The organism is Aeromonas sp. Prich7-2 (assembly GCF_017939255.1).
Taxonomy (GTDB): domain Bacteria; phylum Pseudomonadota; class Gammaproteobacteria; order Enterobacterales; family Aeromonadaceae; genus Aeromonas; species Aeromonas caviae.
In genome coordinates, this window is record NZ_JAGKRI010000016.1 from 51,059 (window position 1) to 76,669 (window position 25,611).

Sequence of the window (25,611 nt, forward strand, 5' to 3'; positions counted from 1 at the left end):
ATTATTCATAACGCAGCGCCTCCGCCGGTTTGACCCGGGCCGCGCGGGAGGCCGGATAAAGGGTGGCACTGAAACTCAGCAGCACGGCACCCAGCAGGATGGTCATGACCTGGGCCGGCTCGACGATGACCGGCAGACCGCTGCCCCCCGCCGCCATATAGAGGTTGAGCCCAAGGGCATTGAGCAGAGGATTGAGGCCGAAGCAGAGCGCCAGCCCCGCCAGCCCCCCGAACAGGGCGCCGATGACGCCGCTCGACGCCCCCAGCACCATGAAGATCTTGACGATGCCGGATTCGCTCATGCCCATGGTACGCAGGATGGCCACCTCCCCTTCCTTGTCGGTGACCACCATCACCAGGGCGGAGAGGATGTTGAAGGTGGCGACCGCGATGATCAGCACCAGCATCAGCCCCATCATCCGTTTTTCCATGGCCACCGCCTGGAACAGCTCGCCGCGCTCGCGGCGCCAGTCCTGCCACTCCAGCCCGTCCGGCAACGCGGTCTTCACCACCTCGTCGGCGGCGAAGGGATCGTCCAGCCAGAGGCGGATGCCGCCCACCTTGTCTGCGGGCAGGCGCAGCATGCGCTGGGCATCCCCCAGGGCAATCAGGGCCACCTGGCTGTCCACGTCGGCGCCGACCCCGAAAATGCCGGAGACGGTGAAAAGACGCTGGGCCGGCACCCGGCCAAAGGGGGTAAAGCGGGTACCTTCGGTCAGAATGAGACGCACCTGGTCGCCGATAGAGACCTTGAGTCGGCTGGCCACCCCCTGCCCCAGCACGATGTGGTATTCACCGGCCTGCAGGCTGTCAAGGCGCCCTCCCAGCATCTGGGCGTGCAGGATGTCATCCTTGGGCCAGCGGGCGGGATCGATCCCCTGCACGCTCACGCCGGTGAGCTGACCCGGGCTTTGCAGCATGCCTTCGCTGTCGAGCATGGGGGCCGTGGCCACCACGTGGGGCAAGCCGGCCAGATCGGGCAGACCTTCGGGCTCGGCCTCGATGCGTCCGGCCTGATTGGTCACCACCACATGGGGGATCACCCCGAGGATGCGCCCCTTGAGCTGGCCTTCGAACCCGTTCATCACCGAGATCACCACCATCAGGGCGGCGACCCCGATGGCGATGCCAAAGGTGGAGAACAGGGAGATAAAGGAGACGAAGCGGTTACTGCGTCGCGAGCCTGCATAACGCAGGCCGATGGCCAGCGACAGTGGCTGAAAAAGTCCGGTCTTCAAGGATATCTACGTTGCCAACGAAATAAGATACCGGATAATAAAGGGAAACCGTCTATGACAACAAGGGATAGCCTCCATGCAGGAACAGTTCTTCAGCGTCACCCATGCCACGCCGGTCAATGTGATCCCCATGCCGGCCGACTTTCGTCTGCCGACGCTGGAGGCCCTGGAGGCCGAGTTGCCCGAGCCGTTTCGCATCGCCTCCGCCATCACCTCCATCGATCTGGTGAGCAGCCGGTTGCTGCGCAGCCAGAACGAGTCCATGCACGATCTGGTGGAGATCATCAATCAGCAGTCCCGCAAGATCGACATGATCATGGGCTATGTGCTGGCGGCCCAGGATCATCCCGAGCACCGCTTCCACACCCTGCGCTTTGGCGCCGGGCAGCTCACCTACCTGCACCCCCACCAGGGGCACGGGGAGGCCCCCGCCCTGCACCAGATCGTGCGGCTCAAGATCTTCCTGCGGGAAGAGGCCTCCGCCGTCTACTGCTACGGCGAGGTCGTGCAGCGGGACGCCGGAGAGCACGGCACCCACGTGGTGCTCGACTACGTACGCATCCGCGAGGATGACCGGGAGCTGCTGGTGCGCGCCAGCCTGCATGTGCAGTCGAAACAGCTCAAGCTGCGTGCCCAGGAACGTCAGCGCTAACCCAGGTCCATGTCAAAAGAACGCCAACAGTAAAAGACTCCGATGATGCCAATGACCCTCCCCGCCTTGCCCGCCAAAGCGGGCCAGAAGACAACGTTCGGCCAGCTGGTCGGCAGCAGCCTGGCTCTGGTTGCCGCCCGCCTCACCCGGGAAGCCCGAAGACCCGTCCTGCTGGTCACCGCCGATACCCCGAGCGCCCTGCGCCTTGAACAGGAACTGGGGTTCCTGCTGGCGGATCAGGATTGCCCGGTGCTGCTGTTCCCGGACTGGGAGACCCTGCCCTACGACAGCTTCTCTCCCCACCAGGACATCATCTCCCAGCGCCTCGAGACCCTCTACCAGTTGCCGCAGATGCGCCACGGCGTGCTCATCGTGCCCATCTCCACCCTGATGCTGCGCACGGCGCCCCAGGCTTATCTCGACAAATACAGCCTGATGGTCACAAGCGGCCAGCGCCTCAACCTGCAGCAGCTGCGCGGGCGTCTGGCGGAGGCGGGCTACGTGGCGGTGGAACAGGTGCTGGAGCACGGCGAATTCGCCGCCCGCGGCTCCCTGCTGGATCTCTTCCCCATGGGGAGCAGCCGCCCCTATCGCATTGATTTTTTCGATGACGAGGTGGACTCCATCCGCCCGTTCGATCCCGAGACCCAGCGCTCCAGCGAGCCGGTGAAGTCGGTGAGCCTCCTGCCCGCACGGGAATTTCCCACCGACGAGGGGGCCATCGAGCTGTTTCGTGGCCAGTATCGCGAACAGTTCGAGATCTCCCGCGCCGAGGGCTCCGTCTATCAGGAGGTGAGCAAGGGGCGCTGGCCCGCCGGTATCGAATACTACCTGCCGCTCTTCTTCCAGCAGACCGCCAGCCTGTTTGATTACCTGCCCGAAAACACCCTGCTGCTCACCGTGGGGGAGATCTACCCCGCGGCCCAGCGCTTCTGGAACGACATCGGCCAGCGCTATGAAGACAGGCGCTGGGACAACACCCGTCCCCTGCTGCCGCCCCAGCAGATCTATCTGCCGGTGGAGCAGCTCTTCGCCGCCCTCGGGGACTATGGCGCCGTGCGTCTGCAGGAGGCGACCGTTGACGGCGGAGCGGGTCAGCACGATCTGCCCCTCGCCCCCCTGCCGGATCTGCAGCTCGACCACAGCAAGGAGCAGCCCCTGCTGGCCCTTGACGGCTTCCTGCAAGGCTTTGCCGGGCGCACCCTGTTTGCGGTGGAGTCCGAGGGGCGGCGCGAGGGGCTCGGGGATCTGCTTGCACGGATCAACCTGCAACCCCGGGAGTTTGCCTCCCTCGACGCCTTCCTGGTGAGCGATGCGCGCCACGGGCTGCTGGTCTGTCCCCTGGAGCGGGGCTTCCTGCTGCAAGAGCCCGGCCAGATGCCCCTTGCCCTCATCACCGAGGCCGAGCTGCTCGGCGGCAAGATCCGCAGCAAGCGCCAGCGGGACAAGAGCAAGAACCTGAGCTCGGATGCGGTGATCCGAAACCTGGGCGAGCTGACCCAGGGCCAGCCGGTGGTGCACCTGGATCACGGGGTCGGTCGCTACCTGGGGCTCGAGACCATCGATGCCGGCGGCCTGCCCACCGAGTTTCTGACCCTGGAATACGCCGGCGGCGACAAGCTGTTCGTGCCGGTCACCAGTTTGCACCTGATCAGCCGCTACACCGGCTCCGACAACCCGCCCAGCCACAAGCTCGGCGGCGAGGCCTGGGTCAAGGCGCGGCGCAAGGCGGCGGAAAAGGTGCGGGACGTGGCGGCCGAGCTGCTGGATGTCTATGCCATGCGGGCAGCCCGTCACGGCTTTGCCTTCAAACACGACCGGGAGGCCTACAGCCAGTTTGCCGCGAGCTTCCCGTTCGAGGAGACCGAGGATCAGCTCAATGCCATCAACGCTGTGCTCGGCGACATGTGCCAGGCCAAGAGCATGGACCGCCTGGTGTGCGGCGACGTGGGCTTTGGCAAGACCGAAGTGGCGATGCGGGCGGCCTTTGTGGCCGTGCACGGCGGCAAGCAGGTGGCCGTGCTGGTGCCCACCACCCTCCTGGCCCAGCAACACTACGACAACTTCCGCGACCGATTCGCCAACTGGCCGGTGCGGGTGGAAGTGCTGAGCCGCTTCCGCTCCGCCAAGGAGCAGAGCGCCGTGATGAAGGAGATGGCCGAGGGCAAGGTGGACATCATCATCGGCACCCACAAGCTGCTCGGCGCCGAGCTCACCTTCAAGGATCTGGGCCTGCTCATCGTCGACGAGGAGCACCGCTTCGGGGTGCGCCAGAAGGAGAAGATCAAGGCGCTGCGCGCCGACGTGGATATCCTCACCCTCACCGCGACCCCCATTCCCCGCACCCTCAACATGGCCATGTCCGGCATGCGGGATCTCTCCATCATCGCTACCCCGCCCGCCAAGCGGCTCGCCATCAAGACCTTCGTGCGCCAGCACGAACCTGCGGTGGTGCGCGAGGCGGTACTGCGGGAATTGAAGCGTGGCGGCCAGGTCTACTACCTGCACAACGACGTGGAGAGCATCGAGAAGTGCGCCGCCGATCTTGCCGAGCTGGTGCCGGAGGCGCGCATCGGCATCGCCCACGGCCAGATGCGCGAGCGGGAGCTCGAGCGGGTGATGTCGGACTTCTACCACCAGCGCTTCAACCTGCTGGTGTGCACCACCATCATCGAGACCGGCATCGACGTGCCGAGCGCCAACACCATCATCATGGACCGGGCGGATCATCTCGGTCTGGCCCAGTTGCACCAGCTGCGGGGCCGGGTCGGTCGCTCCCACCACCAGGCCTATGCCTACCTGCTCACCCCCCATCCCAAGCTGATGACCAAGGATGCGGCCAAGCGGCTGGAGGCCATCGCGTCGCTGGAAGATCTCGGCGCCGGCTTTGCGCTCGCCACCCACGATCTGGAGATCCGGGGCGCGGGCGAGCTGCTCGGCGACGATCAGAGCGGCCAGATTGAATCGGTGGGCTTCACCCTCTACATGGAGATGCTGGAGCAGGCGGTGGAGGCGCTCAAACATGGCAAGGAGCCGTCGCTGGAGCAGCTCATGAGCCAGCACACCGAGGTAGAGCTGCGCCTGCCCGCCTTGCTCCCGGACGACTACATCCCGGACGTCAACATGCGCCTCTCCATGTACAAGCGCATCGCCAGTGCGGCGGACGAGCAGGAGCTGCGGGAGCTCAAAGTGGAGCTCATCGATCGCTTCGGCCTCTTGCCGGAGCCGACCAAGACGCTGATGGAGCTGGCCGCCTTCCGCCAGCGCGCCACGGCGCTGGGCATTCGCCGGGTGGAGATGAGCGAGCGCGGCGGCTATCTGGACTTTACCCAGGAAACCCGCGTCAACCCGGCCTATCTGGTCAAGCTGCTCTCGGAGCAGCCGCGCATCTACAAGATGGACGGGCCGACCCGGCTGCGCTTCCAGGTACCGACCCAGGACAGGGCCATGCGCCTCAAACTGGTGGACGGCCTGCTGGCGGATCTCGCCCGCCATGCCACCCCCTGAGGGGAAGCATGACGTCAGCAGGGCGCGACCTGCCGCCTACAACAACGGGAGCCCCAGGGCTCCCGTTTCGTTGCTGGCAAGGGGCGGCATCTCGCCCCCGGCCCGCCTTCTTGCCCCCGACGCCTCGGTTCGCCCTTCTGGCAGCACCATTTTGCCGCCGAATCCATCTTTTGATACGATACATTGAGTCATAACCCATCTGAAAAACAGATGGATGTGGGGATGATCGTGGGCAAAAAACGGGTTCAACGCGCCTCGATAGCCCCGCAGATGGCCCGTGCCGTATTTATCCCGCCCACGTATCCAGACCAGGTATCCAGGCCAGGCATCCCGGCCAGGGGGCCACCAGCCATTGCACCGCGACAACCGAGGCGCCGCGTCAGTCCATCAGTCCGTCCGTCAGTCCGTCCGTCAGTCCGTCAGTCCGTCAGTCCGTCAGTCCGTCAGTCCGTCAGTCCGTCAGTCCGTCAGTCCGTCAGTCCGTCAGTCCGTCAGTCCGTCAGTCCGTCAGCATATCAACCTGGCTACACCCGCCTGCACGCCAATAAAAACGGGAGCCTTGACGGCTCCCGTGACGAAGGGACGCTGGCCCGGGCTCAGCCCTGGTTGGCCGGATCCTCGTGGGCGGAGAACTCCCGCATGAAGGCCTCGGCCCGCTCCACCATCCTGGTGGACCCGACGAAGTAGGGGGTGCGCTGGTGCAGAGCGGTAGGCTGGATGTCCATGATGCGGCCAAAGCCATCGGACGCCTTGCCACCGGCCTGCTCCACCAGGAAGGCCATGGGGTTGCACTCATAGAGCAGGCGCAGCTTGCCGTTCGGGGAGTTGGTGCCGGACGGGTAGATGTAGATGCCCCCCTTGAGCAGGTTGCGGTGGAAATCCGACACCAGGGAGCCGATGTAGCGGGAGGTATAGGGCCTGTGAGTCGCCTCGTCACGCTCCTGGCAGTATTTCAGGTACTTCTTCACCCCGTCCGGGAACTTGATGTAGTTGCCCTCGTTGATGGAGTAGATCTTGCCCTCCTCCGGAATGCGGATGTTCTCGTGGGAGAGGCAGAAGCAGCCGATGGAGGGGTCATAGGTGAAGCCGTTGACCCCAAAGCCGGTGGTGTAGACCAGCATGGTGGAGGAGCCGTAGACCACGTAGCCCGCCGCGACCTGACGGTGACCCGGCTGCAGGAAGTCCTCCAGAGTGACCCCGGCGCCCGGTTTGCTGACCCGGCGGTAGATGGAGAAGATGGTCCCGACCGAGACGTTGACGTCGATGTTGGAGGAGCCGTCGAGGGGGTCTATCAGCACCACGTACTTGGAGTGACGAGAGAGCTCGGAATCGAAGGAGACGAAGTCCTCCTCCTCCTCAGAGGCCATGCCGCACACCTCGCCACGGGCCTCCAGCGCCGCCTTGAAGCGCTCGTTGGCATAGACGTCCAGCTTCTGCTGCACCTCGCCCTGCACGTTTTCGGCGCCGATGGAGCCGATGATGTCCGCCAGACCCGCCTTGTTGATCTCCCGGTTCACCACCTTGGCGGCCAGGCGGATGGAGCTGAGCAAGGAGGTCAGCTCGCCGGTCGCGGTCGGGTAGTCCGCCTGCTTTTTGACGATGAACTCGCCCATGGTGATCATGTTTCGCATTCTTGTTCCTTTAAGATCGTTTCCGTTGGCCGTTGAAAACGTTTGCAAGTGTCGGCAAAAAAAGTGCCGATCCCCGGCAGCGTTGTTTTGTAACCCAATGTAACGCCTGTTTTTTGTTTTTGCAGCGAATTAAGCCGTTCTTTAAATCGCCAGAAAACCGCGCCACCACGGGCTTTCGCCGTGAAACAAGGGTGCCATCCGGCATCTTTTGGGAGGTTAATTCGTGACAAGAATGCATCCTGGCCGACGCGGCTGCCCACCTTGCTCCCCCTGGCGCCCGGCAATGTTGCGCCAGAGGCGCCCCTCTTGAGATCTGCCCCCCAATCCCGCACACTGGCTGCGCTTTGGAAGCAAAAAAACATAAGGATATTCAATGAAAAAGTCACTTATCGCCGGGGTGGTTGCCGCTCTGCTCACCCTCCCCGTCCTCGCCGCCCAGGTGCCTGAAGGCACCCAGCTTCTGCCAGCCGCCCAGCAAGTGTTCGTGCGCAACATCGGCACCGAGCCTGCCTCCATCGATCCCCAGATGGTGGAAGAGAGCGCGGGCAGCGACGTCGTCAACGATCTGTTCGAGGGGCTCTATACCCTGGATGGCAACGGCAAGCTGCAGGCGGCGGGCGCCCTTGGCTACGAGCTCGATGCCACGGGCACCGTCTACACCTTCAAGCTCAGACCCGATGCCAAATGGTCCAATGGCGAGCCGGTGACGGCGGCGGACTACGTCTATGGCTGGCAGCGGGCGGCGGACCCCAAGAACGCCTCCAACTACGCCTGGTTCATCGAGCTGACCGGCGTCGCCAATGCCAGCGACGTGGTGCAGGGCAAGCAGAGCCCGGATGCCCTGGGGATCAAGGCGCTCGATGACTACACCCTGCAGATCACCCTGAAAAACCCGGTCCCCTTCTTCCTCAAGACCCTCTCCCACTACACCACCTTCCCGGCGCCCAAGGCCACCATCGAGAAGTTCGGTCATGAGTGGGTCAAACCGGCCAACATCGTCTCCAACGGCGCCTTCGCCCTCAAGGAGTGGACCCCGAACGAGCGCCTCATCGCCGAGCGCAACCCCCACTACTGGGACAACGAGCACACCGTGCTGAACAAGGTGATCTATCTGGAGATCGTCTCCGATACCGCGGCCTACAACCGCTATCGTGCGAGCGAGCTGCACTACACCACCTATCCCCTGGAGCAGTATCAGCAGATCAAGCGCCAGAGCCCGGAGGAGCTGGTGAGCGCCCCCATGCTCGCCACCTACTACTACGTCTTCAACACCCAGCGCAAACCCTTTGACGACGTCAGGGTGCGCAAGGCACTGTCTCTTGCCATCGACCGGGACACCATCACGGAGAAGATCCTGGGACAGGGGCAGCTCTCCGCCTTCAGCCTGACCCCGCCGAGCGTGGACGGCTTCGAGCTCAAACGCCCCGCCAGCGAGCTGATGAGCAAGGAAGAGCGCATCAAGCAGGCCAAGGCGCTGCTTGGCGAGGCGGGTTACGGCCCTGACAAGCCGCTGACGGTGGACATCCTCTACAACACCAACGAGGGGCACAAGAAGATAGCGCTCGCCATCTCCTCCATGTGGAAGCACAACCTGGGGGTCAAGGCGGAGCTCAACAACATGGAGTGGAAGACCATGGTGTCGGCCCTGAACGAGGGTGACTTCGGGGTGAGCCGCTACTCCTGGAACGGAGACTACAACGATGCCTCCACCTTCCTCGACATCATGACCTCCAGCAGCAGCGCCAACAGCGGCAAGTGGTTCAACAAGGAGTACGACGCCCTCCTGGCCAAGGCCCACGACGCCAAGGACCCCGCCGAGCGCAACCGCCTCTATCAGCAGGCCGAGGTGCTGATCGACGAGGAGGCCCCCATCGCCCCTGTCTACTTCTACGTGAAATCACGGCTGCTCAAACCCAACGTCAAGGGCTACCCCTACCAGAACCCGCAAGACCTTGTCTATGCCAAGGATCTCTATCTGACGGCGCAGTGACGCTGGGCACCGAACCAAAAAGACCGCCTCGAGGGCGGTCTTTTTTTATCCTACTTTTCCTGACAGCCCGCCACCGCGAGCCGGGCGCCCCTTCGCACCGTCACGGGCCTCACCAGCAACTGCGCCAGCAGCACCCCCATCAGGGTCATGCCGCCACCGATGAGGTGATAGCTGGTGAGCCGCTCCCCGAGCCAGCTGATGGCAAGGGCGGCCGTCATCACCGGCAACAGGTTCATGAAGATGGCGGTGCGGCTCGCCCCGAGCAGGGCAATGCCCTGCATCCAGAGCCAGGGCGAGAGGGCCGAGGTCGGGATCCCCGCATAGAGGATGAGCCAGAGGGCGCTGCCATCGGGCCAGTGCCCGTCCACCAGCAGATAGAAGGGGGTGAGGAACAGGAGGCTGCACAGCACCTGACCGTAGAGCATGGACCAGTTGTCCAGCCCCAGATCCCAGCGCTTGAGCAGCACGCTGTAGAGCGCATAGGTGGCCGCCGAGAGCAGCATGTAGACGGAACCGATATGGATGCCCTGGGTCAGCAGCCGGGCCGGATCCCCCTGCCCCAACAAAATCGCCAGCCCCAGAATGGAGATGGCGCCTCCCAGCAGCGCCCCCCAGGTGGGCCGCTCGCGCAGCAACCAGATGCTGAGCAGCACCGTCATCAAGGGGGTCAGTCCCATCATCAGGCCAATCTCGGTGGCCCCCAGGGTCTGGGCCGCGTAATAGCCAAAGGTCTGGTTCAAGACCATCCCGAGCAGGGCCAGCACCGCCAGCTTCGAGAAACCGGCCCGCAGTTTGCGGCGCTCGCGCCAGGCCCGGTGAGCCAGAAACGGGGTCAGCACCAGGGCCGCCACCATCCAGCGCGACCAGGCGAGCGCTGCTGGAGACAACACCCCGACCGCCAGCTTGCTGACGATGCCATTGCCAGCCCAGATGGCCATGCAGGAGAAGGGAAACAGGAAGGCAAGGGGCATTGCGATATCCAGAATAAAAAGGCGGGTATTGCGCGCGAGTATAGAGAGGCAATCAGGATAAGCAAGCCTGCCAACGCAGGAAGAAGCGCCATGACGCGAACGGTTGGCGCCGCGCCCAGGCGCCATCAACAATCATGCCCGCACAGGGGCGGGCATGAGGGGGACCAGGGTCAGCCTGAGGCGCCTCAGGCGGCATCCATGTGGAGCCTTGAAATCAGTTCATTGACCTCGAGCACCGTCTGGCGATGGGGAATGTCGGCTTGCAATGGCATCATCAGCAAGCCCGACTGGAAATCGAAGCGCCCCCTGCCGTGGATGTAAATCCGCCCCTTGAAGAAGGTTTTGACATGTTTTGCCACCATCAGTGGCAGGTACTTCTTGAACACTCTCATCGTTTGCAACCTCTTGAAGTTGTATCCGTATGACAGCAGCTTATGCGAAATAATTCCGTTAAATTTATATAAAAAACCGGAAAATTCGACTCTCTCTTCCCCAAAAAACCAAACTGTAACTTATTATTAACTTTTACCGTATTGTATGCGGTCCTTCCAGCCAGAGCAAGACTCCTTTGCCATCTTGCCATTCGATGCAGGCCAGCCCGGACGTCGCGAACATGGGCGCCCCTGCTGCCGGGCAGAGACTCTGGACCAGATACCCCACCAGCGGCAGGTGGCTGACCATCAGGATGTTGTCATGCTCCGCCGCCAGCGCGGTGAGGTAGCTCGCCACGAAGGCCGGATCGCCATAGGGGGTGATCTCGCCACTCTCCTCGATCTTGAGGGCCTCGGGCAGCTCGGGGGCGATGGCCTGCCAGGTCTGTCTGGCACGCAGGTAGTTGCTGTGGATCACCAGGCTCAGGGAGCCGGTCAGCTGGGGAGCCAGCCAGCCCGCCATGTGGATGGACTCTTCGATGCCTTGTTCGGTCAGTGGACGCTGTTCATCAGTCTTTGCGTTCATGCCAGCCTGGCCATGACGCATGATGTAGATTTTCATTACAACCTCGCCCAGGGGGCCTGTTTAAATAGCCGGGGGATCTTACCCCGCCATGCCGGGGGAAACAATTGCGCTACCTCTCAGAAAAGGGTTTGCCTCGTGAGATAGCGAGGTCGATAATCATGTTTAAATTCAAATAAATTCACCGCGAGTCACGCCCCAATGAGCCCATATGCCAGTCCCAACGACCATCGGCAGTATCACTATCTGGAGCTGGCGAACCGGCTCAGGGTCCTGTTGATCTGCGATCCCGAGACCGACAAATCCGCCGCCTCCCTGGCGGTGAATACCGGCCACTTCGACGATCCTGCGGATCGCCAGGGCATGGCCCATTTCCTCGAGCATATGCTGTTTCTCGGTACCCGCACCTACCCCAAACCCGGTGAATACCAGCAATTCATGAGCCGTCACGGGGGCAGCAACAACGCCTGGACTGGCACCGAGTTCACCAACTTCTTCTTCGACATCGACAACGGCTTCTTCGAGGCGGGGCTCGACCGGTTCTCCCAGTTCTTCATCTGCCCCACCTTTGCACCGGAGTGGGTCGACAAGGAGCGCAACGCGGTGGACTCCGAGTACCGCCTCAAGCTGCAGGACGACGTGCGCCGCAGCTACCAGGTGCACAAGGAGACGGTCAATCCGGACCACCCCTTCTCCAAATTCTCGGTGGGCAACCTCGATACCCTGGCGGATCTCCCCGGCCGGGATCTGCGCTCGGACCTCATTGCGTTCTACGAAACCCACTACAGTGCGGATCGCATGGCGCTGGTCATGCTTTCACCGGCACCCATCGAGACCCAGCTGGCCTGGTGTGATCGCTTCTTTGGTGCCATTCCGGATCGCCGCCTCGGCCCTCCGGTACTGAGCCATCCTCTCTACCGACTCGATGATCTCGGCATTCGCATCCAGCTGACCCCGGTCAAGGAGACCCGCAAGCTGGCGCTGACCTTCCCGCTGCCGTGCGTGGATGAGTATTACGACAAAAAACCCCTCACCTTCCTGAGCCACCTCATCGGCTATGAGGGGGAAGGCAGCCTGCTCTCTCTGCTCAAGGGACGAGGCTGGGTCAATCAGCTCGCCGCCGGCGGCGGCATCAGCGGCGCCAACTTCAAGGACTTTGGCGTGAGCTTTGGCCTCACCCCCCTTGGGCTTGAGCATGTGGACGAGATCATCGCCGCCCTGTTTGGCTATCTGAAGCTCATCGAGCGGGGCGGGGTGCAGGCCTGGCGCTATGAGGAGAAGCGCAGCGTGCTGGAATCCGCCTTCCGCTTCCAGGAGCGGGGCCGGGCCCTCGACACCGTCTCCGGCCTCGTGCTCAACCTGTTCAGCTACGGGCCGGACGATCTGCTCTATGGCGACTACATGATGCGCGAGTTCGATGAGCCGCTGATCCGGCGCTTCCTCGCCAAGCTGACGCCCCACAACCTGCGGGTGACCATCCAGGCCCCGGAAGCGAGCACGGATCGCCTCGCCCGCTGGTACCAGACACCCTACAGCGTCCAGATCATCAGCGAAGCCGAGAAGATCCGCTGGCAGCAGAGTGAACCGGATCCCGCCCTGCACCTGCCGGCGCCCAACCCCTTCATCAGCACCCGCCTCGACGCCCGTCTGCCGGCGCTGCCCGCCGACATGCCGTCCTGCCTCATCGACAGGCCCGGTTTCCGGCTCTGGCACCTGCACGAGCATCAGTTCAGCGTGCCCAAGGGCAGCCTTTACATCTCCGTCGACAGCGAACATGCGGTCAAGAGCCCGCGTCACATCGCCATGGCGCGTCTGGCCGTGGAACTGCTCACGGATCACCTCAACGCCCTCACCTACCCGGCGGAGCTCGCGGGCCTTGGCTACCAGATTTATGCCCATCAGGGGGGCTTTACCATCAACCTCAGCGGCTTTGCCGACAAGCAACCGCTGCTGCTCGACATGATCCTCGGCAACCGCACCCTGGGGTATCCGGATCCGGCCCGCTTTAGCGAGATCAAGGAGCAGCTTATCCGCAACTGGGAGAACCAGTCCAAGACCCGCCCCATCTCCCAGTTGTTCAACCAGCTCACCAGTTTGCTGCAACCCAATAACCCGCCCTTCGAGCAGCTGTTGCGCCACCTGCGCACCGTCGAACTCGGCGAGATGCCCGGCTTCGTCTCCGAGCTCTTTGCCAGGGTGCATCTGGAGGCCCTGGTACACGGAGACTGGACGGCCGCCGAGGCCCTCGAACTCGCGGCCCTGCTGGAGCGCCACCTCGGTGCCAACAGCCAGCCCAGCGCCGAGACCCGCCGCCCCCTCATCTCCATCCAGGACAGAGGTACCCTCATTCGCGAACAGGGGTGCGATCACGAGGACTCGGCGCTGCTGGTCTACTACCAGTCGCGCACCACCCGGGCGCGGGATCTCGCCTGCTTCACCCTGGCCAACCACATCATGTCATCCACCTTCTTCCACGAGCTGCGTACCCGCCAGCAGCTCGGTTACGTGGTGGGAGCCGGCAACCTGCCCCTCAACCGCCATCCCGGTCTCATCTTCTATATCCAGTCGCCGGTGGCGGGGCCGCAGATCCTGCTGGACGCGGTGGAGGAGTTCATCGATCTCTTCCCGCTGGCCATGCTGGAGTTCACCGAGCAGCAGTGGCAGGAGAGCAAGGCGGGGTTGCAGGCCCAGCTCAGCGAGCGGGATGCCAACCTGCGCAGCCGCGGCCAGCGGCTCTGGGTCAGCATCGGCAACAAGGATCTGGGTTTTGATCAGCGCGAACGGGTACGCGAGGAGGTGGGCAAGCTCAGCCGTGCCGATCTGGTGCGCTTCATCACCCAGCTGAGATCCCGTACCTCGGATCGCCTCATCCTCTGCAGCTATGGCCTGGGCCACGAGCACGACGAGCGGATCACCGGCCAGTTTGTCGACGATCCCAGGGCATTTCGGCTCAACGCCGCCACCTTTGAAGGCTGACTCCCCTGTTGGCCACGCGCAGACAATAAAAAGCCGACCCCGTGGGGTCGGCTGGAAAAACCATAATCAATTGCGACCAGAGCCGCCAAAAGTGAACATGAGCGTGAAAATCAGACACTGGGTTGATGTTCGACCGGCGTTCAAACCAGAGCTCACCGGTCGGCACCAGCAGTGATTGAGAAACAGCCTCATCTTAGGCATTTCCCTGATTTTCCACGTTGATCTATGTCAAAGGAGGTAAAACAAGCGCCACTTCCCTCGTTGGCAGCGGCCTCGCGCCTTCTCAGCCCCGGCGGATCAGCCGGTAAGCTACCTCGTCGAAATAGGAGAGCTGCCCCGAGAGCACCCTGGGGTGATCCAGCTCAGCCCCCCGGCCCAGCACCTCGACACCAAAGTCGCGCTCAAACAGGGTGCGCACCTCCATCTCCCCCACCGAGAACGGCGGCTGTTGCTGCTGCTCGGGCTGATATTCGAGGGTCACCAGCAACACCTGCCCCCCCGCCTCCACCAGGCGGCTCATCAGGGCGGCATACTGGCGGCGCATGGCGCCCGGCAAGGCGATGAGGGCCGCCCTGTCATAGACCAGGCGATAACGCTGCCCGAGCTCCGGGGCGGCGAAGAAGTCCCCCTGATAGATGCGCAGATCCTCGTGCCGGTGGCACTGATAGGGACCCACCTCGCTTCTCTCTGCACTCAGGTTGTTCTCGTCAAAAAACTGGGTAATGGCGAGCTCGGAGAGCTCGAAGCCATCCACTGGATGCCCCTGCTCACGCAGCCAGAGCATGTCCCGGGACTTGCCGCAAAGGGGTACCAGCACGGGGTCGCTCCCTTGCTGGGCTGACCACCAGGATTGCAGCCAGCGGTTGAAATCTGCCTGATGAAAGCCAATCCGGTTCTCTTTCCACTTCTGGTGCCAAAATGCCGCTTCCATCATCTTCCTCTCGTCATCTGCAATGGTGCATCACTATCACAACTTCACCGAAGTGGCGCAAGCCCCATGATCCCGCCCCTGTGCACGAGAAGGCTCACGATGGGCAGGGCTCAGGCCACGACCCCAGGCAGGCTTGTCGCCATCGCTGCCAGCCGGGTCAGGATCTGCGCGAAGGTGGGTCGCCGGGAAGGCACCTCAAAGCCGCACTTCCTGGCCAGTCGATGAAGGGGGTCAAGGTCGGCGTCCCTCCCATCACAGCGCGCCAGCAGCTCGGCCAGCAGGCAGCCAAAGGCCCGCACTTCCAGGCGCTCCAGCCGCCCGGCCAGCACCTCATCGGCGCGGTCGTAACAGGAGGCGGCACCAAAGTCACCGAGCAGCACCCGGCCCGGCGCCTCCTGCGACGAGTGAGGCATCGCGGGCTGCAAGGAGTACAGCAGGTTGTGCGCGTAGAGATCGCCGTGGAGGATGCCCCGCTCGTGCAGGTGCCGGGCGGCCGCAGCCACCCCCTGCACCATGGCCATCACCTGGGCCGGGGTGAAGTTCAGCTCCTCCCCATAGACATCCCGGGTGCAGGTGTCCAGGCTCGGGGGGCCCGCCAGGGTGGCGAAGGCGGGGTCTATCAGGGGCATCACCAGTGCCGGGATGCCGGAGGGATGATCGCTCACTCTCCCCATCACACCGACCAGGTTTGGATGACGACCGGCGGCCAGGGACGCAGTCATCTCGCTCAGGGGCAAGCCATCGCTGGTGACGGCCCCCTTGAAGAGCTTGACCGCCACCGCCCCGGGCCCTTCGGCACCCGCCCACTCGGCGCGATAGATGACGCCGGATGCTCCCTCCCCGAGCACATCCCCCAGTGAGAGCGCCTGCCAGGGGATCTCGGTAGTGAGCTCCGATGTGCCGTTCAGACACGCCTGCTCATCACAGAATGGGTTGCCCGCAAAGGCCAGCCAGGACAGACGCGGCATCGAGGGCAGCCAGCTCGGCAGCGCTGGCAGGCGGTTGGCGGCGATGCGCAAAAGCTCCAAACGGTGGCAACCGGCAAGCGTCTCGGGAAGCTCATGTAGCCGGTTGCCAGAGAGCATCAGCTTTTGCAGGGCGTCACACTGCCCCAGCTCGTCCGGCAGTCGTTCAATGGCATTGTCGGTCAGGATCAACCAGCGCAATCTGGCGGGCAGGGAGGTGGCCGGGACGGTCGCGATGCGGTTGGCCTTGAAGCCCACCATGGTGAGCGCAGGGCAGCGCCCCAGCACCTCGGGCAGTTCGGTGAAGTTGTTCTCGGAGCAGAAGAGGATGCGCAGCTTCTTGCATTCGGCCAGCGCGTCAGGCAACTCGCTCAGCTGGTTGCCGGTGAGATCCAGCACCTCCAGGGTCTCCTTGAGGCTCAGGATCTCGGGAGGGAACACCGCGAGGTTTTCAGCAAGTTTGAGGTGGCGGGCGCCGCAGAGTTCGCCTGCGCGAAGCTGTTCCAGGGTATGCATGGGATCGTCTCTATCAACATTCGGGCTTGCGGTGGCTCACTGCGGGACACTCCCCCCAGACCACAAAGGAGGGGCATTATAGGGAATGACGGCCAAAGATGGCCGATTTTCTTGCAACGCCTTCTCTTGCAAAGGCCCCCCATCGCCACACTCCCGCTCTCCGTTGCCATGGACCATTCCGGTCGCGCGCTTGGGTGGTTGATCATTTGATTGGCGCCATATAGTATGGCGCCATACAAAGTCATTCGAGACTCACCATCATGATCACCCTGGAACAGAAACACCTCGCCCTGCTCGAGGATGCAGAGCGCCGCGGACACGCGGACACCCAAAACATGCGCGTCTGCTTTGAGGTGTTGACCCTCGCCGCTGCCATCGATCAGGCGTGCGCGGCGCGCCTGGCCCCTCACCGCCTCTCCGAAGGCAAGTTCGTGCTGCTGTTTTTGCTGCGCGACCTGCCAGAAGGGTTGGCTCCCCACGAGCTTGCCGACAAGGCGGGGGTCACACGGGCCACCATCACCGGCCTGCTCGACGGGCTGCAACGGGACGGCCTGTTGGCTCGCCACAGCGACAGCCTGGACAGGCGAAAGATCTCGGTGCGCCTGACAGAGCAGGGCCAGGCCCTGGCGCAGCACCTGCTCGATGAGCACAGCCAGTGGATAGGCTCCCTGTTTGCCGGGTTCGATCAGGCAGAGCGGGAAACCCTGAGCGCCCTGCTCAAGCGGGCCTGGCTCAATGTCATCTCATCCCGGGCAGGCTGCACTGAGGCCGCCACAGAGGAGCACCCATGACACGCAGCCGCATCACGGATATCGCCCCCTCACGCCTCGCCCAGCTCAACCGGGGAGAGGCTGAGGCAAGCAACCTGACCGAATGCCTAGCGGTGGATTTTGCCGCCCTGATGCAGTGCACCCTGCCTTCGCTCGGGCCCCAGGCGCTGGCATCGATGCACGCCGCATCCGGGGAGGGCATTACCCGGCGCATGGCACTGGCCGCCAGGCTGCTCCTGGCCGAGAACGGCACGAGGGATCTTGCGGCGCTCAGCCGTCATCCCTCCGATACCGTGCGGGGCTGGGCCTGTTTCATGGTGGGCGCGAGCGAGGGACTGTCGCTCAGCGACCGCCTGGCCCTCATTCGCCCCCTCGCCGATGACCCGCACTTTGGGGTGCGCGAGTGGGCCTGGCTCGCAATGCGAACGACCATTGCTGCGCAGCTGGAGGCGGCCATTGCCGCCCTGGTGCCCTTGACGGCGGAGCCGTCCGAGCGGCTGCGACGCTTTGCCAGCGAAGCGACCCGGCCCCGCGGCGTCTGGTGTACCCATCTTGCGTCCCTGCGACAAGCGCCGGAGCAGGCCCTGATGCTGCTCGAGCCCCTCAAGGCCGATCCCGCCCTCTATGTGCAGGACTCCGTTGCCAACTGGCTGAACGATGCGAGCAAAGACAGGCCACAGTGGGTCACTGACCTCTGCGCGCGCTGGTCTCGCGAAAGCCCCAGTCCCGCGACAACCCGGATTTGTCAACGCGCCTTGCGCACCTTGCGCAAGGGCCAACTCCCGAAGGAACCCCTATGACCCACTATCTGACAGAGCTCTACACCCCCACTCCCGCCTGGCTGGCATTGAGCCAGACGGCTCGTCAGCAGTTCTTCGAGGCCATTGGCACAGGCATGGCCAACCTCGCCGCCCTCGGGGTGGAGCCCATCGCCCTGGGCGAGACCGATGCTGCCACCCTCCATGGTGCGCCCCACCCCTTCTTCGCCATCTGGCGCGGGCCGGATGCCGCAGCCATCGAGGCCCTCGTCCAGGGGATAGCCGCATCGGGCTGGCACGACTACTTCGAGACGGTCAACGCCACCGGCGCCGGGGTCTCTCTGGGCGAGCACCTTGCACAGTTGGCCGCCCTGCCCTGCGCCGCTACATCCAGCCCCGCCCTGGCCTGATAACCCCTAAAAGAGCGTTATCCCACCAGGCTTTGCGTCAGTGCTGCCGACACCGGTGGCACTGTTTTCCATGCACTGCCCTTGCAAACCCAGGTCACCACCACCTGGGAAAGCGGCGCCACAGCCCCGCTCCCTTCCCACTTCCTTCCCACTCCCTTCAAAAAACGCTGATATCTCCTGATGCCGTGATGAGCCATCGCGATGGCACAAGTGAGCAAGATCCGGGTCGTCGTGACAAAGGTTCGCCGCCATAGTGCTTTCAAACCAACAGTCAGAGGTGAAAAGACGCCATAAGGCGTCTTTCTTATTGCTGGTTGTTAGAGCAAACCGGTTAGGCGATCTCCCCCTCCCCGCAACCCACCCAGATCGGGGTGATGGAGGTGATATGAGCCGACCCATCCAGGGATTGGAAGATCTGCACCATGGCTTCCCCGTGGAGCGGGTTGGGCAGCGGCACCGTGGTTTTGCATTTGAAACGGTAACTGGTGCGCCTGCTATCACTTGGGGGGATTTTGAAGAAGTGTTTGATGCTGGACACAGTGGCACTTACCTTTCTGGGCATAACACTCGTGGATGGCCTTCAGAGGCTATGCAGCAAAGCCTTTCCCCTGCCCGGAGAAACCACAGCCTGCCGCCTTGTGTGGATGCGATAGATGAGGCTCTGCCTATCGACTCGGGCACTTACCATGACAACGTTGGCAACAGGGCCTCTATCCCCTTCGCCAGGAGCAAAATTTTCTCGCAAACGATTGGAAAAAGAAAAGGCGCCTCAAGGGCGCCTTTTTGACAGTTTTGCGTGATCGCAGGGAGAGGCGTTAACCGCTTATTCCCATTCGATGGTTGCGGGCGGCTTGCCGGAAACGTCGTACACCACGCGGGAGATGCCGTTGATCTCGTTGATGATGCGGTTCGACACGTGGCCGAGGAAGTCGTACGGCAGGTGAGCCCAGTGGGCGGTCATGAAGTCGATGGTCTCGACGGCGCGCAGCGCAATGACCCAGTCGTACTTGCGGCCATCGCCCATGACGCCGACGGAGCGCACCGGCAGGAAGACGGCGAACGCCTGGCTGACCTGGTTGTAGAGGTCGGCCTTGCGCAGCTCTTCGATGAAGATGGCGTCAGCCTTGCGCAGCAGGTCGCAGTACTCTTTCTTCACTTCGCCAAGCACACGCACGCCCAGGCCAGGACCCGGGAAGGGGTGACGGTAGAGCATGTCGTAGGGCAGGCCGAGTTCGAGGCCGACACGGCGCACTTCGTCCTTGAACAGCTCGCGCAGCGGCTCCACCAGCCCCATCTTCATCTCTTCCGGCAGGCCGCCGACGTTGTGGTGGGACTTGATGACGTGAGCCTTGCCGGTCTTGCTGGCAGCGGATTCGATGACGTCCGGGTAGATGGTGCCCTGGGCCAGCCACTTGGCGTTCTTGAGCTTCTTGGACTCGTCGTCGAACACTTCGACGAAGACGCGGCCGATGGTCTTGCGCTTGGCTTCCGGCTCGTCGATACCCGCGAGAGCGGAGAGGAAGCGCTCTTCGGCGTCGACCTTGATGATGTTCAGGCCGAAGTGATCGCCGAACATGTCCATCACCTGCTGGCCTTCGTTCAGGCGCAGCAGGCCGTTGTCGACGAAGACACAGGTCAGGCGATCGCCGATGGCGCGGTGCACCAGCATGGCGACCACGGAGGAGTCCACGCCGCCGGAGAGGCCCAGGATCACCTCGTCGTCACCCACCTGCTCGCGGATGCGGGCAACGGCGTCGTCGATGATGGTGGCCGGGGTCCAGAGGCACTCGCAGCCGCAGATGTCCTTGACGAAGTGCTCCAGCATGCGGGCACCCTGACGGGTGTGGGTCACTTCCGGGTGGAACTGCACGCCGTAGAAGCGCTTGGCTTCGTCGGCCATGGCGGCGTGGGGGCAGGTCGCGGTCTGGGCGATGGTGGTGAAGCCGGCGGGGATCTCGGTGACCTTGTCGCCGTGGCTCATCCAGACATCCAGCAGGGCATTGCCGTTGTCAGCAATGGCGTCTTCGATGTTGCGCAAGAGGGCGCTGGTCTTGCCGGACTGGCCCAGCACTTCGACCTGGGCGTAGCCGAATTCACGCAGGTTGGAGGACTGCACCTTGCCGCCGAGCTGCTCGGACATGGTCTGCATGCCGTAGCAGATACCGAACACCGGCACACCGGCGTTGAACACGTACTCGGGGGCGCGCGGGCTGCCCGCCTCGGTCACTGATTCCGGGCCGCCGGAGAGGATGATGCCGCTCGGGTTGAACTCGCGGATCTGCTCTTCGGTTACATCCCAGGCCCACAGCTCGCAGTAGACGCCGATTTCACGGACGCGACGGGCGATGAGCTGGGTGTACTGGGAACCGAAATCCAGGATAAGGATACGGTGGGCGTGAATGTCTTTAGTCATTTTATTCCTGCATCAGGCTGATGTTGTCACAAAAAGCACGGGATAAAAAAAGGGTGGAAAAACGGGGCGTAGAGCCCCGTTTCATCAGCCCATCCGGTAGTTGGGGGCTTCTTTGGTAATGGTCACGTCGTGAACGTGGGACTCTTTCATCCCGGCGCCCGAGATGCGCACGAACTCGGCCTTGGTGCGCATGTCGTCGATGGTCGCGCTGCCGGTCAGACCCATGGAGGAGCGCAGGCCGCCCATCTGCTGGTGGATGATCTCTTTGAGGCGGCCCTTGTACGGCACGCGCCCTTCGATCCCTTCCGGCACCAGCTTGTCGGCGGCGTTATCGGTCTGGAAGTAACGGTCGCTGGAGCCCTTGGACATGGCACCCAGAGAGCCCATGCCGCGGTAGGACTTGAAGGAGCGGCCCTGATAGAGCTCGATCTCGCCCGGCGCCTCTTCGGTACCGGCAAACATGGAGCCCACCATGACGCAGCTTGCGCCCGCGGCGATGGCCTTGGCCACGTCACCGGAGAAGCGGATGCCGCCATCGGCAATCACCGGCACGCCGGTGCCTTCCAGGGCGTCGACGGCGTCGGAGATGGCGGTGATCTGGGGCACGCCCACGCCGGTCACGATACGGGTAGTACAGATGGAGCCCGGGCCGATACCGACCTTGACGGCGTTGACACCCGCTTCCACCAGCGCCTTGGCGCCAGCGGCGGTGGCGACGTTGCCGCCGATGATTTGCAGGTCAGGATAGGCTTCACGGGTCGCCTTGATGCGATCCAGCACGCCCTGGGAGTGGCCGTGGGAGGAGTCAATCAGCAGCACGTCCACACCGGCTTCCACCAGGGCGGCGACGCGCTCTTCGTTGCCGGCACCGGCACCGACGGCGGCACCGACCCGCAGACGGCCACGCTCGTCTTTACAGGCGTTGGGCTTGCGCTCGGCTTTCTGGAAGTCCTTCACGGTGATCATGCCCTTGAGCTTGAAGTCGCCGTTGACCACCAGCACCTTCTCGATGCGATGCTTTTGCATCAGAGCCACCACCTCTTCACGAGGGGCCCCTTCACGCACGGTCACCAGACGATCTTTCTGGGTCATGATCTGTTCGACGGTCTGGGAGAGATCGATGACGAAGCGCACGTCACGGCCGGTGATGATGCCCACCAGCTGGTTGCCGTCAGTCACCACGGGGTAACCGGCGAAACCGTTCTTGTGACTCAGCTCCTTGATCTGGGCGATGGTCATGTCAGGGCGCACGGTAACGGGGTCGCTGACCACGCCGCTCTCGTACTTCTTGACCTTGCGCACTTCGGCAGCCTGCTGCTCGATGGACATGTTCTTGTGAATGAAGCCGATACCGCCTTCCTGGGCCAGTGCGATAGCCAGACGGGCTTCGGTCACTGTGTCCATGGCAGCGGAGATCATCGGGATATTCAGCGTGATCGCAGACGTGAGCTTGGTACGCAGGTCGGCGGTATTGGGGAGAACAGTGGAGTGGGCTGGAACCAACAGTACATCGTCGAAGGTCAGCGCTTCTTTGGCAATCCTGAGCATGGCAATATCTCACCGTTGAGGAGTGGGGGTGTAAAATATTGCCGACAAATTTTACTCATGCATTGGGCAGTGGTAAAGAAGTTTTTTGAATTTTTTATGGCGTAGCCCGATTTAACGCCACCAACAGGGCAAAAAACCAATAAATTCAGCCGTAACCATGCCGTTTTTCCCGACAAGATGATCTTTTTTGCCGTTGAGCCCCTTTCTGCCGCCAGTCTCCCGGAACGACCTTTTTTCCACTCACAGCCGTCAGCCAGACCGGCGGTCAGTTCCCCTGATAGCGGCCCGGCTTGTGCCAGTTCATCAGCATGGCGTTCATGGCCAGCGCACTCAGGGTTGACCAGAGCAGCAGGGGAAGCGGCAGGGTGAGCAGAGAGAGCGCAAACACCAGCACATCCAGCACCATCTGGCTCTTTCCCGCATTGATGCCGGTGCGCCGTTGCAGCCAGAGCGTCACCACGCCGGTGCCCCCCACGGAGGCATTGTGGCGCGCCAGAGACAAGACCCCCATGCCGAGGAAGGTTCCCCCCACCAGGGCGGCAAACAGGGGATGGACATAGCTCACCGTTAGCAGCAGCGGCACCGCCTGGGTGGCCGCCGAGAGGGCGACGTTGACGATCAGCGTCTTGAGGGTGAAGGCGCGCCCCATGGTGACGTAGCAGAACACCATGAAGGGCAGGTTCACCAGGAAGAAGAGCACGCCGATGGGCAGGGTGCTGACATGGGCGATCAGCAGGGCGATGCCCGCGATGCCGCCGGTGATCATGCCGGAACACTTGAGCAGATTGAGCCCCACGGCGATAAACATGACCCCGAGCACCATGCCGTAGACATCGTCCTTGAGGGTATGGGCCAGCCCCCTGCCCGCAGCCGCTGGCTGCATGGTCATTTCACCTTCCATATGACTCCTTAGATCCGATTTGATGGTGGCATCCGTTGCCCGACAACCAGGCCGCGTTGGGGCTGATGGCGGCGGCCCGTTCACCTTGCCGTCCCCCCCCAATCTTGCGTCCCCCGCCCCCTGATGTCGCCATCGTGGGGATGACAAGGCACAGCAAAAAGAGCGCCAATCAAAACAAGAGTCCGCGATACCATAAATAATCGGATTTAAATTCTGATAAATGCGCAATGTGCAGATCGAATGCACCACTTCAGTGATCGGCCATCACAGTGGCGCAGCATGTTTACCCGAGTCACCGAGAAAGGCCTCGTGGTATCCCCTTCACAGCCCGTTTTTTCGGCAGATCATGTCGATACGATGCCGCTTTTCAGCATGGATGATGCCTGTCATGGGGTAAGCCCGAGGGCCATACGGCGTGTTTCTTCGGGGCGGGCTCCAGGGGCGGATGTGGATGGAGCGCACCAATAAAGTGCAATTGCACCAATATAGATCAACCGAGTGGCACAGTTTGCCTTGCACCGCGGCGCAAAGGCGACATGGGCACCGCTTTGCTCACTGCCACGAGCACTGCAATATGCAGAGCATGAAGTGACTCGAGCGGCGGATGCACTACTTCCCTTCCCTCTAGCCCCCTTCCCATGAGCGTGCTGGTCGCGAGTCCACAGGCCTGCCCATCCACCAGCCCCCCCAGCCAGAGTCCCATCAGGATGGGGCATCCATTCAGGCATAGGCAGAAGGCAGAATAAAAAAGTCGGCCCGAAGGCCGACTCGCTGCTCCCTGTGACAGGGCTTCCTTACTTGAGGTATTTGCCGTCAGCACCGACCTTGCCCGGGCCGTTCAGTACCCAGACCCGCGCCGAATAGGCGGGCACCGCAAAGCTCAGGCTGCCGTTGCTGACGCTCTGGCTCGCACCGGTTACCGCGTCCGTGTAGGTGCCGTTCTTCAGGCCACTCAGGTTTATCTGCTGGGCCGAGTTGGCCGCAAGGCCCACGGCGGCGTAGCTCCCTTGGGCGCTCAGATCACGCACGAAGCTGATGCCGCTCCCCCACTCGTTCACCTGGCTCATGGGCGCCTTTTGCAGGGCGGGCACCGCCTTGCGGATCTGGTTCAGGCGCTTGATGTGCTGATAGAGCGGGTGGCTCGGGGTGGCGGGGTTGTCCAGCACCTCCCCGTAGTAGGCACGACCGGTCTGATCCACCGTCATGGTGGCCCCGTCGATGTCCTGGGGCTTGCCCGCCTGGAACATCACCTCCTCCCCGTAGTAGAGGGTCGGGATCCCCCGCGCCGTCCAGAGCAGGTTGTAGGTCATGGCCGCATTGCCCTCTTCCCCGCCGTAGCGGTACTTGAAGTCGTTGTCCGGCCCCACGTCGTGGTTCTGGAAGAAGGTGATGAGCTTGGTGGCATCCCCATAGACCCAGTCCATGGCGAAGATCCCCCCTACCCCGCCAAAGTTCCCCCGGGCGACGTTGTCACGGAAGGTGGAGAACAGTGAGAAGTCCAGCACCGAGAGGCCGGAATCGCCCCCTGCACGGGGATTGGCCGGGTTGGCCGTTGTGCGGGTATACCACCAGGGGCGGATCACCGCCGAGGCATTGTCGTTGGCCAGCTCAGAGCCCCATCCGGTGCCCTTGACCAGGTTTTCGCCAAAGACGAACAGCCCCGGCTTGTGGGCCTGCCAGTCGTGGACATAGGTCAGCAGTTCGTCCCGCTCGATGTGCTTCAAGGTATCGATACGGATGGCATCGACCCCCATGTCGAGGTACTGACGAATGGCGCCGTTGAGGTAGTCCTTGACGTTCTGGTTGCCGGTGGCCAAGTCGATGCAGTCCCCCGCCATGTGCTTGCGCTGCAGGGCAAGCGGGCTCTCCCAGTCACCGCCGGACATGAAACCGTCCAGGTGATACCAGGCGGGATCCAGGGTCTGGGCGTCGATGCCGAAGAAGCGGTTGGGGTTGTAGCCTGCGCTCGGCACGGTGGCGCCGGTCTTGGGATCTACCAGGGGCTGGGTGCCCGCCGGATCCGACTGGCAGCGGGCCTTGTACCAGTCGGGAGCCGCCGGGTTGTCGTCGTCACAGCGGTTGGCACTGGCGTAGTCCCCAAGATTGCCCTGATAGGGACCATTGTTGATGAGTCCCTGGCTCGACCCCGCCGGTACGTAGTATTTGACGGGCAGGCGATCGATCCAGGTCTTGCCGCGCAGGCCGTACTGGCTCGAGTGGTTGAGCACCACGTCCTGGATCACCTTGAGCCCCTTGGCGTGGGCCGCCTGGATGAACTCCCGGTAACCCGCCCCCGGCGACTCCAGACGGGGATCGACCCGGTAGAAGTCGTAGGCTTGACATCCTCCCCCACCTTAGCGCTTCGCGTCACAGGAGGGGGATCCCCATTACTGGGTGATAGCTGCTCGCGCAGTACCGGGTTCCTGCTTCATCGGGCGGCCTGATTGCACCGCGCCTCCACAGGCTAAAACGGCGTGTCCC

The 25,611-nt window shown here is 63.0% G+C and carries 20 protein-coding genes; 8 read left to right on the top strand and 12 right to left on the bottom strand.

Features of this window, described 5'->3' with window-relative positions; genetic code table 11:
• Nucleotide 1: 1 nt before the first annotated feature.
• Nucleotides 2–1,237 (bottom strand): lipoprotein-releasing ABC transporter permease subunit, encoded by a 1,236-nt coding sequence (locus J9892_RS04335; RefSeq protein ID WP_104452890.1) that lies wholly within the window; start codon nt 1,235–1,237, stop codon nt 2–4.
• 76 nt (nt 1,238–1,313) lie between these two features.
• Between J9892_RS04335 and J9892_RS04340 the strand changes: the two genes are divergently transcribed.
• Nucleotides 1,314–1,889 carry a PilZ domain-containing protein gene (locus tag J9892_RS04340; protein WP_042863798.1) on the top strand — a complete coding sequence of 192 codons (576 nt, stop codon included), beginning with the start codon at nt 1,314–1,316 and terminating at the stop codon, nt 1,887–1,889.
• A gap of 42 nt (nt 1,890–1,931) precedes the next feature.
• On the top strand, nt 1,932–5,396 hold the full coding sequence (gene mfd, locus J9892_RS04345) for a transcription-repair coupling factor (RefSeq protein ID WP_210538012.1): 3,465 nt from the start codon (nt 1,932–1,934) through the stop codon (nt 5,394–5,396).
• A 596-nt stretch (nt 5,397–5,992) separates the two neighbouring features.
• Here mfd and fbp read toward each other — a convergent pair.
• On the bottom strand, nt 5,993–7,027 hold the full coding sequence (fbp, locus tag J9892_RS04350) for a class 1 fructose-bisphosphatase (protein ID WP_029314452.1): 1,035 nt from the start codon (nt 7,025–7,027) through the stop codon (nt 5,993–5,995).
• The gene (locus J9892_RS04355; RefSeq protein ID WP_210538013.1) at nt 7,015–7,257 is read right to left on the bottom strand and encodes a hypothetical protein; all 243 of its coding nucleotides are present in this window, start codon (nt 7,255–7,257) and stop codon (nt 7,015–7,017) included. Before J9892_RS04355 ends, fbp begins: the two co-directional genes overlap by 13 nt.
• A 143-nt stretch (nt 7,258–7,400) precedes the next feature.
• On the opposite strand from J9892_RS04355, the gene J9892_RS04360 reads away from it, so the two are divergent.
• Entirely contained in the window at nt 7,401–9,017 is a 1,617-nt protein-coding gene (locus J9892_RS04360; RefSeq protein WP_210538014.1) for a peptide ABC transporter substrate-binding protein, read from the top strand.
• Nucleotides 9,018–9,067: 50 nt separating this feature from the next.
• Here J9892_RS04360 and J9892_RS04365 read toward each other — a convergent pair whose 3' ends face one another.
• From J9892_RS04365 to sixA, 3 genes are all read right to left on the bottom strand, one after another.
• The gene (locus J9892_RS04365) at nt 9,068–9,988 is read right to left on the bottom strand and encodes a DMT family transporter (RefSeq protein ID WP_104452888.1); all 921 of its coding nucleotides are present in this window, start codon (nt 9,986–9,988) and stop codon (nt 9,068–9,070) included.
• A gap of 185 nt (nt 9,989–10,173) precedes the next feature.
• Entirely contained in the window at nt 10,174–10,380 is a 207-nt protein-coding gene (locus J9892_RS04370; protein WP_005324080.1) for a DUF1107 domain-containing protein, read from the bottom strand.
• 133 nt (nt 10,381–10,513) lie between these two features.
• Nucleotides 10,514–10,981 carry a phosphohistidine phosphatase SixA gene (sixA, locus tag J9892_RS04375; protein ID WP_052814502.1) on the bottom strand — a complete coding sequence of 156 codons (468 nt, stop codon included), beginning with the start codon at nt 10,979–10,981 and terminating at the stop codon, nt 10,514–10,516.
• Nucleotides 10,982–11,143: 162 nt separating this feature from the next.
• Here sixA and J9892_RS04380 point away from each other — a divergent pair, with 162 nt between their 5' ends.
• The gene (locus tag J9892_RS04380) at nt 11,144–13,918 is read left to right on the top strand and encodes an insulinase family protein (protein ID WP_210538015.1); all 2,775 of its coding nucleotides are present in this window, start codon (nt 11,144–11,146) and stop codon (nt 13,916–13,918) included.
• A gap of 283 nt (nt 13,919–14,201) precedes the next feature.
• Here the strand turns inward: J9892_RS04380 and J9892_RS04385 are convergent, their stop codons facing one another.
• Complete coding sequence (locus J9892_RS04385; RefSeq protein ID WP_039039037.1) at nt 14,202–14,849, bottom strand: thiopurine S-methyltransferase; 648 nt, start codon at nt 14,847–14,849, stop codon at nt 14,202–14,204.
• 110 nt (nt 14,850–14,959) lie between these two features.
• A complete protein-coding gene (locus J9892_RS04390) occupies nt 14,960–16,330 on the bottom strand; it encodes a leucine-rich repeat-containing protein kinase family protein (protein WP_210538016.1) in 1,371 nt (456 codons plus the stop codon).
• A 260-nt stretch (nt 16,331–16,590) separates the two neighbouring features.
• On the opposite strand from J9892_RS04390, the gene J9892_RS04395 reads away from it, so the two are divergent.
• The 4 genes from J9892_RS04395 to J9892_RS04410 all read left to right on the top strand — a co-directional run bounded on the left by J9892_RS04395 (nt 16,591) and on the right by J9892_RS04410 (nt 19,055).
• Complete coding sequence (locus J9892_RS04395) at nt 16,591–17,121, top strand: MarR family transcriptional regulator (RefSeq protein WP_104452887.1); 531 nt, start codon at nt 16,591–16,593, stop codon at nt 17,119–17,121.
• Nucleotides 17,118–17,900: a HEAT repeat domain-containing protein gene (locus J9892_RS04400; RefSeq protein ID WP_052814498.1), complete on the top strand. Its 783-nt coding sequence runs from the start codon at nt 17,118–17,120 to the stop codon at nt 17,898–17,900. The genes J9892_RS04395 and J9892_RS04400 overlap by 4 nt, the downstream gene beginning before the upstream one ends.
• On the top strand, nt 17,897–18,268 hold the full coding sequence (locus J9892_RS04405) for a DUF6616 family protein (protein WP_045524762.1): 372 nt from the start codon (nt 17,897–17,899) through the stop codon (nt 18,266–18,268). The genes J9892_RS04400 and J9892_RS04405 overlap by 4 nt, the downstream gene beginning before the upstream one ends.
• Nucleotides 18,269–18,653: 385 nt before the next feature.
• A complete protein-coding gene (locus J9892_RS04410) occupies nt 18,654–19,055 on the top strand; it encodes a hypothetical protein (RefSeq protein WP_162231286.1) in 402 nt (133 codons plus the stop codon).
• A 36-nt stretch (nt 19,056–19,091) separates the two neighbouring features.
• On the opposite strand, the gene guaA is transcribed toward J9892_RS04410, so the two are convergent.
• The 4 genes from guaA to J9892_RS04430 all read right to left on the bottom strand — a co-directional run bounded on the left by guaA (nt 19,092) and on the right by J9892_RS04430 (nt 25,373).
• A complete protein-coding gene (guaA, locus tag J9892_RS04415) occupies nt 19,092–20,681 on the bottom strand; it encodes a glutamine-hydrolyzing GMP synthase (RefSeq protein WP_010674550.1) in 1,590 nt (529 codons plus the stop codon).
• A gap of 84 nt (nt 20,682–20,765) precedes the next feature.
• Complete coding sequence (guaB, locus tag J9892_RS04420) at nt 20,766–22,229, bottom strand: IMP dehydrogenase (protein WP_010674549.1); 1,464 nt, start codon at nt 22,227–22,229, stop codon at nt 20,766–20,768.
• A gap of 265 nt (nt 22,230–22,494) precedes the next feature.
• Complete coding sequence (locus tag J9892_RS04425) at nt 22,495–23,130, bottom strand: YitT family protein (RefSeq protein WP_010674548.1); 636 nt, start codon at nt 23,128–23,130, stop codon at nt 22,495–22,497.
• A gap of 794 nt (nt 23,131–23,924) precedes the next feature.
• The gene (locus J9892_RS04430; RefSeq protein ID WP_232048251.1) at nt 23,925–25,373 is read right to left on the bottom strand and encodes an alpha-amylase family glycosyl hydrolase; all 1,449 of its coding nucleotides are present in this window, start codon (nt 25,371–25,373) and stop codon (nt 23,925–23,927) included.
• Nucleotides 25,374–25,611: the final 238 nt, after the last annotated feature.